This is a genomic window from Aeromonas sp. sia0103 (genome assembly GCF_963895295.1).
GTDB lineage: Bacteria > Pseudomonadota > Gammaproteobacteria > Enterobacterales > Aeromonadaceae > Aeromonas > Aeromonas encheleia.
Map to the genome: position 1 here is coordinate 669191 of NZ_CAWQKG010000011.1, position 14542 is coordinate 683732.

At 62.9% G+C, this 14542-nt stretch carries 8 protein-coding genes; 5 read left to right on the forward strand and 3 right to left on the reverse strand.

The annotated features are described in order from the left end of the window. The first annotated feature begins 258 nt into the window (after positions 1 to 258). Together AACW18_RS05860 and pbpC are read left to right on the forward strand one after the other, a co-directional pair. Positions 259 to 5097, forward strand: a complete 4839-nt coding sequence (locus tag AACW18_RS05860; RefSeq protein WP_218388079.1) for an alpha-2-macroglobulin family protein — start codon at positions 259 to 261, stop codon at positions 5095 to 5097. A 43-nt stretch (positions 5098 to 5140) separates the two neighbouring features. Then, positions 5141 to 7453, forward strand: coding sequence for a penicillin-binding protein 1C (gene pbpC / locus AACW18_RS05865; protein WP_256351806.1), 2313 nt, complete (start codon positions 5141 to 5143; stop codon positions 7451 to 7453). Between the two features lie 67 nt (positions 7454 to 7520). On the opposite strand, the gene AACW18_RS05870 is transcribed toward pbpC, so the two are convergent. Then, positions 7521 to 8480 (reverse strand): hypothetical protein, encoded by a 960-nt coding sequence (locus AACW18_RS05870; protein ID WP_218388080.1) that lies wholly within the window; start codon positions 8478 to 8480, stop codon positions 7521 to 7523. Positions 8481 to 8658: 178 nt separating this feature from the next. Here AACW18_RS05870 and thiI point away from each other — a divergent pair, with 178 nt between their 5' ends. Then, entirely contained in the window at positions 8659 to 10107 is a 1449-nt protein-coding gene (gene thiI / locus AACW18_RS05875) for a tRNA uracil 4-sulfurtransferase ThiI (protein WP_218388081.1), read from the forward strand. Positions 10108 to 10177: 70 nt separating this feature from the next. Here thiI and AACW18_RS05880 read toward each other — a convergent pair whose 3' ends face one another. Then, positions 10178 to 10570 carry a hypothetical protein gene (locus AACW18_RS05880; RefSeq protein WP_042651508.1) on the reverse strand — a complete coding sequence of 131 codons (393 nt, stop codon included), beginning with the start codon at positions 10568 to 10570 and terminating at the stop codon, positions 10178 to 10180. 101 nt (positions 10571 to 10671) lie between these two features. Further along, positions 10672 to 11304, reverse strand: coding sequence for a trimeric intracellular cation channel family protein (locus AACW18_RS05885; RefSeq protein WP_218290320.1), 633 nt, complete (start codon positions 11302 to 11304; stop codon positions 10672 to 10674). Positions 11305 to 11703: 399 nt separating this feature from the next. On the opposite strand from AACW18_RS05885, the gene AACW18_RS05890 reads away from it, so the two are divergent. Both AACW18_RS05890 and AACW18_RS05895 read left to right on the forward strand, forming a co-directional pair. Beyond that, a complete protein-coding gene (locus AACW18_RS05890; RefSeq protein WP_042651510.1) occupies positions 11704 to 12603 on the forward strand; it encodes a flagellin N-terminal helical domain-containing protein in 900 nt (299 codons plus the stop codon). A 622-nt stretch (positions 12604 to 13225) separates the two neighbouring features. Next, positions 13226 to 14110, forward strand: coding sequence for a flagellin N-terminal helical domain-containing protein (locus tag AACW18_RS05895; RefSeq protein WP_042651511.1), 885 nt, complete (start codon positions 13226 to 13228; stop codon positions 14108 to 14110). The last annotated feature ends 432 nt before the right edge of the window (positions 14111 to 14542 follow it).

Consider the following 14542-nt stretch of genomic DNA (forward strand, 5'->3'; position numbering starts at 1 on the left):
CGGCACAAGCGATCTATAGCTCCCAGTTTAGCTTGGGTTCAGAAAACTGGTGGACATCATTAACTATAAAATAGTTATCTAACAAGGAGATTCGTATGGATTATGTGTAAATCTCGCTTGTTTAAAAACAACATGGGGTGATGCTTACTGTTATCGGTGCGGATCACCCCGAAATGGGTTTTGTGTTACCCGGTCCGGATCCCTTATTCTATTGGCCATTATGCCGTGAATGCGGCAACCCAATCCGGGACCAAACCTATGTATCTCTCCGATTCCAACCTCGTTTCCCGCCTCTTGCATCTGTCGCGCCCCTGGCCTGCGCTCTTGCTGGCGGTATTGGTCCTGGCAGGCTGTGGCCCTGACAAGCCCGAGCCCGCCAATCAGGCGCCCGCAGCGCGGCAGGAGACGGGCGCCCCGACCGAGATCAGCCAGGCCAATGCCCGCCAGTACCGGGATGCACCGGCGCTGGCGCTGGTCTTCTCCGGTCCGCTGGCACCGAGATCGAGCTGGCAAGCCTGGCTCGGGGTGACGGAGGGGGGCAAGCAGGTGCAGGGGGACTGGATCCTGGCCGAGGATGGCCGCACCCTCTACTTCCCGCAGGTTCAGCCCAACAAGAGTTATGAGGTGACCCTCAAGGCGGGTCTGGGCCCTGCCCCCCAGAGCTGGACCCTCAAGACCCGGCCGCTGGAGGCCGGTGCCTCCTTCGCCGCCAGCGGCATGGTGCTGCCGTTGCGCCAGGAGCTGCGCCTGCCCATCAACGGGGTCAACGTGGATGAGGTCAACATCGACTTCTTCCGGGTAGACGCCGACTATCTGCCGCGTTTTCTCGCCGAATACAGGCCCGGTGCCGGTATGGGCAACTGGGAGCTGGAGCAGATCACGGCCCGTGCCAAGCGGGTGTTCAGCGGCCGCTACGCCCTGGAGCTGGATCCCAACCGCCGCGAGACTCGCCTCATCAACGTGAAGGAGCCGCAACTGGCCGAGGCCGGGGTCTATTTTGCGGTGATGTCGCCCCTCGGTGACTACCGCTGGCGCAAGGAGACCACCTATTTCGCGGTGAGCGACATGGGGCTCAGCGCACGCCGTTACCCGGATCAGCTGGAAGTCTTCGTGAGCTCCCTCGCCAGCGCCGCCCCGCTCAAGGATGTGCAGCTCTCCCTGCTCGATGAGAAGGGCAACCGGCTGCAGGTGCAAAGCTCGGACACCCAGGGCCATCGCCGCTTCGAACAGGTGCAGGGCGCGCGTCTGCTGCTGGCGGAGCAGGGCAGCCATCTGGCGGTGCTGCGTCTCGACGGCGCCGCCCTCGATCTCTCCTCCTTCGATCTGGGCACCCAGCCCTGGCAGGCCCAGCAACTCTATCTGTTCAGCGGCCGGGATCTCTATCGTCCCGGCGAGCGGCTCGACAGCGAGATCCTGCTCAAGGGGCAGGATGGCCAGTTGCTGCCGGGCATGGCGGTGGAGCTGGAGGTGAAACAGCCGGACGGTCAGCTGCTCGAGCAGAAACGGCTGCTGCCGGATCATCTCGGCGCCGCCCATTACGGTCTGCGGTTGCCGGAGGATGCGCCGCTCGGGCGCTGGAACATCACCCTGAAGACCGCCGCCGGCAGCCGCTTCGAGTGGCCCTTCCTGGTGGAGGAGTTCCTGCCTGAGCGGCTCAAGCTGCAGCTCGGCCGCGGACCGGACGGGGAACTACTGACCCAAGAAGCGGCGCTGACGCTGCCATTGCAGGGGGATTACCTCTACGGCGCACCCGCCAGCGGCACCAAGGCCAAGGCGGAGGTGAAGATAGGTCGCGCCACCATGCCGTTCACCCAGTGGCAGGGCTTCACCCTGGGGGATGTGCTGCTGAGCGAACAGGCCAGGGAGCTGGAGCCCGTCAGCCTGACTCTCGACGAGAAGGGGCAGGGGCAGGTCGCCCTGGGGGATCAGCTGGAGAGCGTAGCCGCGCTGGGGCCGCTCGAGGTCGCGTATCGGGTGTCCCTGTCCGAGCCGGGTGGCCGTGCGGTCAATCGTGGCCGCACCCAGTATGGTTGGCCCGAGGGGAGCCAGTGGCCGGCCCTCAAGGCGGACTTCGTGGCAGACAGGGTGGAGGGGGGCGCGCCGCTGCCCTTCCAGATCCTCAACCTCGATGAGCAGGGCCAGCCGGTGGCCGGTGAGGTGAAGGTGCGCCTCATCAACGAGTATCGGGACTACTACTGGCACTACGCGGGTGGGGAGGGGTGGAAGTATGAATTCAACAGCCAGCCCTATCTGGAGCAGGAGCAGAGCCTGCAACTGGATGGCAAGGAGCCGACCAGGCTCAGCCTGCCACTGGCCGCTGGCTGGTATCGGCTCGAGGTGGAAAACAGCCAGGGCCATCAATCCAGCCTGAGGGTAGAGATCGGCAGCTACGCCTGGGGCGGCGGTGGCGAGCAGGCTCGACCGGACAAGATTGCCATTAGCCTCGACAAGCGGGCCTATCAGGCCGGCGACAAGGCAAGGGTAACGCTTGTGGCGCCCCGTCCCGGCAAGGGGCTGCTGCTGGTGGAGGATGGCGACGGCCTGCGCTGGTGGCAGCGCATCGAGTTGAAGGAGGGGCGCGGCGAGTTCGAGATCCCCGTCAGCCCCGAGTGGCAACGTCATGACCTGCATATCTCGGCGCAGATCGCCGCCCCCGACAGCGAGTCGGTGCCAATAAGCCAGCAAAGCGTGCAGAGTCTGCGTTCTGTCGGTCTGGTGCCCCTGGTGCTGGACAGAGAGTCCCGTCGCCTGCCGCTCACCCTGAGTGCAGCGGACAAGGCGGTGCCGCTCACCCGGTTCGAGGTGGCGGTGACCTCGACGCCGAACAGTCAGGGCCGGGTGGTGCTGGCGGCGGTGGATCGAGGGGTGCTCAACATCAGCGATTACAAGCCCCTCGATCCGTTCGAGATCTTCTTCGGGCGCAAGCGCTTCGCCCAGGATCTGTTCGATAACTACGGTCAGGTGATCCCGCCTCAGGACGGCAAGCTGGCTCGCCTCAGCTACGGTGGCGATGCGCCGGCCCTCAAGAAAGGCGGGGCGCTGGAGAGCCGGGTCGAGATCGCCGCGCTCTGGAGTGGCGAGGTGAGCTTCGATGGGGCTGGCAAGGCGAGCATTCCGCTCGAGCTGCCGAACTTCAACGGTGAGCTGGCGCTGATGGCGCTGGCCTGGAACGAGCAGCAGGTCGGCCAGGCGGAGCGCGCCGTCAAGGTGGTGGCGCCCCTGGTGGCCGAGATAGGCTGGCCGCGCTTCGGCGCCAGGGGGGATGAGACCCGGGCCCTGGTGCAGCTGCGCAACATGAGCGGTGCGGATCAGAGCCTGTCGCTGGCCTGGACCCTGAGTGGGGGCTTGCAGGCGGGGGGCGAATTGCCCGAGACCCTCAACCTCAAGAATGGCGAGGAGCGCTGGCTGACGCTGCCGCTCACCGTGACCGGGGCGAGCGGGGTGGCCCGCCTGCAGCTGGCTGCCAGCGGCAAGGACTTTGCCGTGAGCCGCGACTGGTCGCTGCCGCTGCGCTCCCCCTGGCCGGCGCAGACGCGTCAGCGCTACCAGATGCTGGTGCCGGCGCAGCAGATGAGTTTTGCCCTGGCTGAGCTGGCGGGGCTGGATCCCGCCAATCTGCAAGGCTTGTTGAGTCTCTCCGGTACCCCGCCCTGGGATCCGGCGGCCCAGTGGCAGGCGTTGGCGCAATACCCCTATGCCTGCCTGGAGCAGACCCTGTCGCGCGCCTGGCCCTATCAGCTCAGCACCGCCGCCGAGCGGGAGGCCTGGTCACAGAATCTGCCCAAGACAGAGAAACCGCTGAGCGAAGCCGAGGTGCAGCGGGCCCTGTTGCAGCGTCTGCAACGGCTGCAGCTGCCAAGTGGCGGCTTCGGCCTGTGGGATGGCCGCTCCGACGAGGAGCAGTGGCTCACCGCCTATGCCGCCGACTACCTGTTGACCCGCAAGGAGGCCGGCGAGGCCGTGCCGGAGGCCATGCTCAATCAGGCGCTGGGTCGCCTGCAGAGCTACCTCACCGACAGCCAGTATGGGGAGCGCTGGAGCAGCGCCCCCGAGCACAGCCGCCTGGCCTATCAGGCCTACAGCGCCTTCGTGCTGGCGCGGGTGGGCAAGGCACCGCTCTCCGCCCTGCGCCTCATCTGGGAGCAGCAGGCGGATCACGCCCGCTCCGGCCTGCCGCTGCTGCACCTCTCCCTGGCCCTGTCGGCCATGGGGGATGAGCAGAGCGCCGCCAAGGCGTTGACCCAGGCGCTCGGCGTCGAGCGCGGGGATGACTATCTGGGGGATTACGGCTCGCCGCTGCGGGACGGGGCCCTCGAACTCGCCCTGCTGCGCCAGCACCGGCTGGCCTCCGAGCGCTGGCCCGAGCTGAGCGCCAGGCTGGCCGAGCTGCTGGCCCATCGCCAGTGGCTCAGCACCCAGGAGCGGCTCGCCCTGCTGCGGCTGGCGCAGGCCGATCCCGCCACCGACTGGCAGGCCAAATTGGGCTCGGCCACCGGTGGGCAACCCCTGGCCGGCCGGGCCAGCGCACAGCTAGGGGCGCCCGAGGCGCTGGGGGTGACCAGCGTCACCAACGAGGGCAAGGGCTCCCTCTATGTGCAGCGCACCCTGATCGGCTACCCGGAGCAGGCGCCCGAGCGTATCAGCCAGGGGATGAGCGTGACCCGCAGCTGGTTCAATGCCGAGGGTCAGCGCTTCGATCCCGCCAAGGTCAGGGTCGGTGATCTGGTGGTGGTGCGACTCAACGTGGCGAGCGAGCAGGCGGTGCCCGACGCCCTGCTGGTGGAGATGCTGCCGGCGGGGTTCGAGCTGGAAAATCCGGCCCTTGGCAACAGCATCAAGCTGGAGGAGCTTAGCATCGAAGGCAAACCGGCCTGGCAGAGCGAGTGGAACGACTACCTCAAGCATCAGGAGTACAGAGACGATCGCTACACGGCGGCGCTGGATCTGAGCGAGGGAAGCAACCAGCAGCTGGTCTACCTGATGCGGGCGGTGACGCCGGGCCGTTATCGGGTGCCGCCGACCCAGGTGGAGGACATGTACCGCCCCGAACTGCGCGCGGTGGGACAGGATATCCACGAGGTGATCATCTCTGAATAAGGCGCCATCGCCGGACGCGAGCCGTCCGGCCAACCAGCGGGGTCTGGCGCTCGTCCGCAAGGGGTGGCGTGCCTGGTCACGCTGGCCCCGTTGGCTGCGGATCACCGGCGGCGGCCTGTGCGGTCTGCTGCTGTTGTTGCTGACGCTGGATCGCCTCTTCCCGCCGCCACCGCTGGATCCCGCCTATGCGCGGGTGGTGCTCGACATGCAGGGGCGACCGCTGCGAGCCTTCGCCGACACCAGCGGGGTGTGGCGCTACCCGGTGACCCTGGCGCAGGTCTCCCCCCGCTACATCGAGGCGCTGCTCGGCTACGAGGATCGCCACTTCTGGCAACATCCCGGGGTCAATCCGGTGGCCATGGTGCGCGGGGTCTGGCAGTGGCTGCGCTATGGGCGGGCGGTCTCCGGCGGCTCGACCCTCACCATGCAGGTGGCCCGGCTGATCGAGCCCTATCACCGCAGTGTGCCGGGCAAGCTGCGCCAGATGGCGCGGGCGCTGCAGCTGGAGTGGCACTATGACAAGCGCACCCTGCTCACCGTCTACCTCAACCGGGCCCCCTTCGGCGGCAACCTGGAGGGGGTGCAGGCGGCCAGCTTTGCCTATCTGGGCAAGAGTGCGGCCAAACTCAGCCATGCCGAGGCCGCCCTGCTGGCGGTGTTGCCCCAGGCGCCGAGCCGTTACCGCCCGGATCGCCACCCCGAGCGGGCGCGCGCCGCCCGCGACAAGGTGATGCTGCGGCTGGTCAAGCAGGGGGCCTGGCCCGAGAGCGTCTGGACTCAGGGACGCATCGAGCCGGTGCTGGCGCGGGGCCATTTCACCCCCATGGAGGCGCCGTTGTTTGCGCGCCTCGCCGCCAGCAGTCAGCCGGGCGCCCTGGTGCACACCACCATAGACGGGGATCTGCAACGCTGGCTGGAGGCTCGGGTGGAGAGTTATATCCGCCGCTTCCCGGAGCAGACCTCGGCGGCGCTCTTGCTGGTGGACAACAGGACCATGGCGGTGCGCGCCTACGTGGGCAGCGCCGAGTACGGCAACCTGCGGCGCCACGGCTACCTCGACATGGTGCAGGCGATCCGCTCCCCCGGCTCCACCCTCAAGCCGTTCATCTATGGGCTGGCGCTGGATGCCGGGCTGGTGCACGGGGGCTCACTGCTCTCCGATGCGCCGCGCCTCGGCTCTGACTACAGACCCGCCAACTTCAGCGGCGCCTTCCAGGGGCCGGTCACCCTGACCCAGGCGTTGCAGCAATCCCTCAACGTGCCGGCGGTGCAGGTGCTGGAGGCGCTGGGCCCCGACACCCTGGTCAACCGGTTGGACAACGCCGGCGTGCGGCTGGCGCTCTCCGACAAACCCAATCCCGCCATCGCGCTGGGGGCGGCGGGCATCCGGCTGGAGCAGCTGGTGGCGCTCTACAGTGCCCTCAGCCGGCAGGGGCAGGTGGCGATGCCGGTCTGGCAGGCGGGCCAGCAGGCCATCTCGCGCCCCCTGCTGAGCCCGGGTGCCGCCTGGATCATCTGGCAGATCCTGAGCGCCCAGGGGCGGGCGGATCAGCCCTTCGCCAGCGAGGCGACCGGGCGGGTCAACCGACTGGCCTGGAAGACCGGCACCAGCTACGGCTATCGCGACAGCTGGGCGCTGGGGGTGTCCGGTCGCTGGACCCTAGGCGTCTGGCTGGGGCGTCCCGATGGCACCCCCTTGCCCGGCTTTTACGGCCAGAGTGCGGCCATACCGCTGCTGCTCTCGGTCTATTCACGGCTGGGGGATAACAGCCCCTTGCCGGTGCAACCCAATACCGTCAGCGAGGCCAACATCTGCTGGCCGCTGGGGCGCCGTGAGCGCGCCACCCTGCCGGAGGCCTGCCTGCAGCATCAGCGCGCCTGGCTGCTGGAGGAGCGGGATCCCCCCACCTTGCCCGATCCCATGGATTGGCCGTCGCCGCTGCGCAAGGTCGCGCTGACGGCGGAGGGCAAGCCGACCCTGGCTCGCTGCGGCAATGCCAGCGACTCGGCCTGGCGGGCGCTCTGGCCCCTGTCGCTGGAGCCCTGGCGGGATCCTGCCGAGCGGCGCGGGGCCCTGCTCGCCAGCGGCTGCGCCGGGGAGGCGCGGGAGGCGGACCTGCAGGCGCCGATTCGCATAGTGGCGCTGGGGGAGGGCAACCTCATCCGCAGTCAGCGCTATCGTCTGCAGCCCAGGGTGCTGGGCGGGATTGGCAAGCCGCACTGGTTCCTCAACGGCCAGCGGCTGCGTTGGGACGGGGATCAGGTGTTGAGCGAGGCGGGCCGTTACCAGCTGGTGGTGGTGGACGAGGCGGGCAATAGCGATCGTATCGAGTTTCGACTGGAGAATCCCTCCTGAGCAGGAGGGACTTTCGCTGGACTTGGCCCGACCCGGTCGAGTGAGGGTATATGGGCTGCTGCGTGGGTCAGGGTTTGACCTGACCGAGCCGGGTGAAGAAGTGCTGGCTCTTGCGCTGGTGGAAGTGGCTCTTCTTGATGGGGTGGAAGACGAGCCCTGTGTCCGGATGGCTTTCCTTGAGCCGATGGATCATCGCCATGGCCGGCAAGCCGGTGCTAATCAGCGTGGTGAGCGGCAGGCTGAGGGTCTCGCCCCCCAGCAGCAGATTGAGCCCTTGCTGGGCCTGCTCGAAGCGGGTCAGCACGGCGGGCTCGGCATAACCGCTGCCGAGCATGGCGAGCAGGGCATCGAGCGCCTGGTGGAATTCGGCCAGTTGCTGGCGAAAGCCGCTGCGGGCGCGCAGGGCGATCAACTCGTCAAAGGCTATCTCGCCAAGGTGAGTGGGCACTTGCAACGGGATCTCGAGATGGAAGCAATCCTGGCCGCCTCTGTGGTGGTAGCGGGATTCCAGCAGGTGCAACAGGCGATCCAGGTAGTCGTGATCGGTGATGAGCGCCCCCTCATTGGCGAGTGCCCACTCACGGGCGAGGCGCATGGAGAGCAGATTGGCGAAGCGCCGCGCCATCCTGATCCCGCCCTCGTCCTGGCTGGCGAAGCCTGCCGCGAGGCAGAAACCGTGCAGCCGCTCCAGCCCGGCCTGGGCCGGGCAGAAGCAGTCGTGGTTGGGGCTCGCACGCCAGCGGTCGATGAGCTCCCGGTTGCCAAATACCTTGTGGCGGGCGAAATCGGGGGCGAGGAGGCCGCCGAGCTGGCTCTCCAGCTGCGGGGTGATGGCCGCAAAGAAGCTGGCATCCGGCCGCTCGGCCAGCAGATCGGTCTGCTGGCGCAGGCGCTCCAGCAGGGCGGTAAGGCCGCTCTTCTCACTCACGGTAAAGACGAAGGCGAGCCGCTCCAGGTAGATCAGGGCAAACTTGAGCCAGAGCTCGTCCCGTACTTCCATTCCGGGGTAGTAGATATAGGTCTTCATCGAATCGATCTGTTGTCGAGCATGTTGCCAAGGCGCAGGCTCGGGAATATACGCAAGAAGGCCGCCGCGTCGCAAACATTGCGTGGGGAAATGTGAGCCGGTGCTCAGCCAGTAGGCGCTGACCCTAAACTTCTGATATAATTCGCGCCCTTAAATCGAGGCCACCCGAGTCATCATCATGAAGTTCATTATCAAGCTGTTCCCGGAAATCACCATCAAGAGCAAGTCAGTGCGTCAGCGCTTCACCAAGATGCTGCAGGGCAACATCCGTAACGTGTTGCGCCGCTTCGACGACGATGCCCGCGTACGGATGGACTGGGACAAGCTGGTCGTGAGCTCCCGCAATGATCAGTTCCACGCCCAGTACCTGGAGACCCTGGCCTGCATCCCCGGCATCCAGTACTTCCTCGAAGTGAAACTGAGCAACTTCACCGACTTGCACGACATCTTCGAACAGACCCGTGCGGTCTGGGGCGATCGCCTCAAGGGCAAGACCTTCTGCGTACGGGCCCGTCGGGTCGGCAAGCACGACTTCAGCTCCCTGGAGCTTGAGCGCTACGTGGGCGGTGGTCTCAACCAGCACTGCGAAACCGCCGGTGTGCGCCTCAAGAAGCCCGATATCCAGGTCAATCTGGAGGTGGAAAACGATGAGCTCTACATCATCAGCGCCGTCCACCACGGCATGGGCGGCTTCCCCATGGCGACTCAGGAAGATGTGCTGAGCCTGATCTCTGGCGGCTTCGACTCCGGCGTGGCCTCCTACCAGTTCATCAAGCGCGGCTGCCGGGTGCACTACTGCTTCTTCAATCTGGGGGGGGCCGCCCACGAGATCGGCGTGAAGCAGGTGGCCTACTACCTGTGGAGCAAGTTCGGTGCCTCCCACAAGGTGCGTTTCACCGCCATCGACTTCGAGCCCGTGGTGGCCGAGATCCTCGAGAAGATCGACAACGGTCAGATGGGGGTGGTGCTCAAGCGCATGATGATGCGCGCCGCCGGCCAGGTCGCGGAAACCTTCCAGATCCCGGCGCTGGTAACCGGTGAGTGCGTGGGTCAGGTATCCAGCCAGACGCTGACCAACCTCAATGTGATCGACCGGGTGACCGACAAGGTGATCCTGCGTCCGCTCATCACCTGGGACAAGCCGGACATCATCAGCGAGGCGCGCCGCATCGGTACCCTGGAGTTCGCCGAGACCATGCCGGAATATTGCGGCGTCATCTCCAAGAAGCCGACCATCAAGGCCGTGCTGTCCAACATCGAGGCGGAAGAGGGCAACTTCGACTTCGCGATCCTGGACAAGGTGGTGAGTGAGGCGCGCTATCTCGATATCCGCCGCATCGGCGAGGAGACCACAGCTCAGGTGCAAGAGGTGGAGACCACCCAGGAGCTGGCCGCAGGCGAAGTCATTCTGGACATCCGCTCCAGCGATGAGCGTGATGAGAAGCCGCTGGTGGTGGAAGGACGCGAGGTGATACATCTGCCCTTCTTCAAGCTGGCGACCACCTTTGGTGATCTGCCCAAGGAGCAGACCTATCTGCTCTACTGCGATCGCGGCGTGATGAGCAAGCTGCAGGCGCTCTATCTGAAGGAGCAGGGCTTTGACAATGTGAAGGTCTATCGCCCTTAACGGTGGGATTGCCGCCAAATAAAAAAATCCGGCCAAGTGCCGGATTTTTTTATTTCACAGAGGTAGCCGCTCAGGGGCAGGGCACTGGGGTAAAGGTCTCCTGGCCCTGGCAACGCCAGCCCATCTCGGCCTGACGCATCTGCCACAGATTGTTGCTGCGGAACAGGGTCAGGATATAGATCATGTCACTCTTGTTGCCATCGAGGGCCACCGAAAGCACCAGATCATTATCCAGTTGCTGTGCGTGGATGCGACTGGGAACGTCGCTATGGCCGACGAAACGTCGCGCCACTTCACGATAGTCGTTGACCCAACCCTGCTGGCTGCTGTTCGCCTGACGGATCTGCTGGTTGAACTGCTGCACCGGCGTCGAGGCCAGGCGGCCGAACAGGACCTGTGCGCTGGCATGAGCCGCCGCCACCGTCATCAGAACTAGCGTGGTAATGAGCCCAAGTTTTTGCATGAGGTATTCCGGCTTAAAACGACCACTGTATGACAACAGAAAAGCCGGCTTGGTTCAATGCTACCTGTCCGGGAGTGCGATATCGCTCATCCAGGGCGGGTTCAGTGGCGTTGCAGCGAGAAGGTGGGCAGCGACAGGTGCCAGTAGATGGCCGCCACCCGCAAACCGAACACCCCGAGCATGCTGATCAGCATGGCGGCGACCCTGTCTACGTCACACTCCAGTGCCACCGTGTAGAGGATGCCCCCCAGGATGCAGGCGGTGGCATAGATCTCCTTCTGCAGCACCATGGGGACCTCCCGCGCCAGCACATCCCGGATCATGCCGCCCGCCACCCCTGTCATGGTGCCCATGAGCACCGCAATCAGGCCCGGGGTGCCGAAGTTCAGCGCCTTCTGTGCCCCGATCACGGTGAACAGGGCCAGGCCGAAGGCATCCGCCACCGGCAGCACGTACCAGGGCATGCGCCTTGGCAGCTTGACCATCCACATGCCAATCAGCGCCGTGGCGATGACCACCCAGATATAGAGAGGGTCGCGCACCCAGAACACCGGGGTGGCTCCCAGGATCATGTCACGTATGGTGCCCCCGCCGATGGCGGTCACCGCCGCCAATACCATGACACCGAAGCCATCCATGCGCAGCCTGCCGGCCACCAGTACCCCGGAGAACGCGAAGACCGCAGTACCAAACATGTCGCTGATGTAAACAATCTGCTCAACCAGTGTCTGCATGGAGAACAACTCACGTCCGATAGATGATGGGGCGGCGATTTTAGGGGCAAGTCAGGCGAGTGAGCAATCCTGGAGTGTAAAAATGGGAGCCAGGCCTAGTTTCCAGGGGCTTGTGGTCAGGAGGTGCTGGCGAAATGACCGTTCCCCACCCATCGGAGGGGGAGATGGCTCTTGGCCGAGGAGGGCGGCTTCGGAGTCGCCACAAAAAATCCTGAACTTTTTTCTCAAGGCTGAGAAATACAGGCCGATATATAGGTTAGGCGGCAATTACGGCCATGAAGGCTGTAAAAAACAAATTAAAGTCTCACCAAAGAGCGCCGTTAACTAAACATATCAGGCACGAACAAAATAAAGCCTGAGTGAATTAAAGATAAAATTTAATAGCTTAGGAGAATAGTCATGAGTATGTATATCAATACCAACGTTTCATCGCTTAACGCTCAGCGTAACATGATGAACAGCACCAAATCCCTGGATACCTCTTACACTCGGCTGGCCTCAGGTCTGCGCATCAACAGCGCAAAAGACGATGCGGCCGGTCTGCAGATCTCCAACCGTCTGACCTCCCAGGTCAACGGCCTGGATCAGGGCAACCGCAACGCCAACGATGGCATCTCTTTGGCGCAGACCGCAGAAGGCGCCATGGACGAAGTGACCGGCATGCTGCAGCGCATGCGCACCCTGGCCCAACAATCCGCCAACGGCTCCAACTCCGCCAAGGATCGTGAAGCCTTGCAAAAAGAGGTAGATCAACTGGGGGCTGAGGTCAACCGTATCTCTAGCGCGACTACCTTTGCGGGTACCAAACTGCTGGATGGCTCTTTTAGCGGTACTTTCCAGGTGGGGGCCGATGCCAACCAGACTATCGGTTTTAGCCTGAGCCAGGCCGATGGTTTCAGCATCTCCGGAATTGCGGCTGCAGCTGGCACGTCAATCACGACTGCTACTGGCGCTATGCTGGTGTCAACTATTTTCGTTGGCGGCAGTGCTGGTGGTATTAACATCGCTACCCAGAGCGCTGCTCAAAACGTATTGGCCGCAGTTGACTCCCTTTTGACCGTGGTCGATGGCAAGCGTGCGGAGCTGGGTGCGGTGCAAAACCGGTTGGATTCGACCATCCGCAACCAGTCCAATATCTCGGAAAACGTCAGTGCCGCGCGTTCCCGTATTCGTGATGCAGATTTTGCGACTGAGACCGCCAATATGACCAAACAGAACATTTTGCAACAGGCGGCTTCCAGCATTCTGGCGCAAGCCAACCAGCGTCCACAGTCCGCACTCTCCCTGCTGCAGAATTAAGCGGTAATTAAAGAATAAAGAAAAGGGCGGTTGTTCAGGCCGCCCTGGTAATAAAGATGGAACAATGGGGTGTTCGGATTTACGCCTTGTTCTATCGAAAGAGAAATTCTCTTAATGATATAGCCCTCGAGTGTTACGCAGATCGTTCACTCTGCCACCCTCGAGGTTGTTCTCCTGAGCGTAAGCTCTTTTTGGCCGACACTGTCGGCCTTTTTTATGGATGCCAGAAAACTGACGTCCCATAAAGCAAAGCACAAACCATGCCATTCTCGATCTAGCCCTGATCTGCAATCCCTGTGTGCATTCTCCACATCAGGGAGGTCTTACGGCGCAACTCTTCGTCAACCGCATCATGCCGAGCGGCGAGTATCTGCCTCTCGGTTGATGAGGGCGGCAATAAATCTCCTAAAGCTTTTGTTGAAAATGCCGCTACAGGATGTGAAGCAAAATGAGGGGTGTTCGGAAGTCCAACATTTGCGCAACTGCGGGTTTGATGTCCGTTCAAACAGAGGACCCGCCAGATGGTACAGACCCGTTCAAGCTGTCCATCTGAACGGTGGGATCCTGACTGTGTTGACACAAGCAGAGCCCGCAGTTTCTTGTTCATCAGGAGAAATCTTTTATGGCCATGTTTATCAATACCAACACTTCATCATTGAACGCGCAGCGTAACTTGATGAACACCACCAAGTCGTTGGATACCTCGTACACCCGCCTGGCATCCGGCCTGCGCATCAACAGCGCCAAGGACGATGCGGCGGGTCTGCAGATCTCCAACCGTCTGACCTCTCAGGTCAACGGTCTGGATCAGGGTAACCGCAACGCCAACGACGGCATCTCCCTGGCGCAGACCGCGGAAGGAGCCATGGATGAAGTGACCGGCATGCTGCAGCGCATGCGCACCCTGGCTCAGCAATCCGCCAACGGCTCCAACTCCGACAAGGATCGTGAGGCCCTGCAAAAAGAGGTGGATCAGCTGGGCTCCGAGATCAACCGTATCTCCAAAGACACCACCTTCGCCGGCACCAAGTTGCTGGATGGCAACTACAGCGGCAACTTCCAGGTGGGGGCCGATGCCAACCAGACCATTGGCTTCAGCCTGAGCCAGGCTGGCGGTTTCAGCATTTCAGGCATTGCGACTGCGGTGACTGCAGCAGGTGGCGCGCCGGTTGGCAGTGTGTTTACCAGTGGCTCTAACATCGGTGGTATCAGCATCAGCAGTCAGAGCAATGCTCAAAATGTCCTGGCGGCAGTCGACTCCATGTTGGAAGTGGTCGATGGCAAGCGTGCCGAGCTGGGTGCGGTGCAGAACCGGTTGGATTCGACCATTCGTAACCAATCCAATATCTCGGAAAACGTCAGTGCCGCGCGCTCCCGTATCCGTGATGCGGACTTTGCCACCGAAACTGCCAACATGACCAAGCAGAATATCCTGCAGCAGGCGGCCTCCAGCATCTTGGCGCAGGCCAACCAGCGCCCGCAATCGGCTCTGTCGCTGCTGGGCTAATTCGATAAGTCCCAAGAAAAAGAAAAGGGCGGTTGTTCAGGCCGCCCTGATCAGAAAGATGGAACAACGGGGTGTTCGGATTGACACCTTGTTCTATCGAAAGAGAGACCCTCTTATATATCGCCTCGAGGTTGGCAGCCGTTCACACTGTCACCTCGAGGCTGTCCTCCTGAGTGTAAGCTCTTCTTCGGCCGACATCGTCGGCTTTCTTATTGGTACCGGTAAAACGATGAACCATAAATCAGAGCGTATTAACCATCCCCGTTGATACCTGATATCAGCCTTCGATGGCAGATTAAGCGCAGGGTGTCAGGGAGTGATAAAGAGCCCTCTTTGCCATCACGTCATTATGGAGAGTGACAACCTCTTTATTGATAGGGTCACCCTAAAGCTTCTGATGGGACTGCCGTTACAGAACGTGAAGCAAAATGA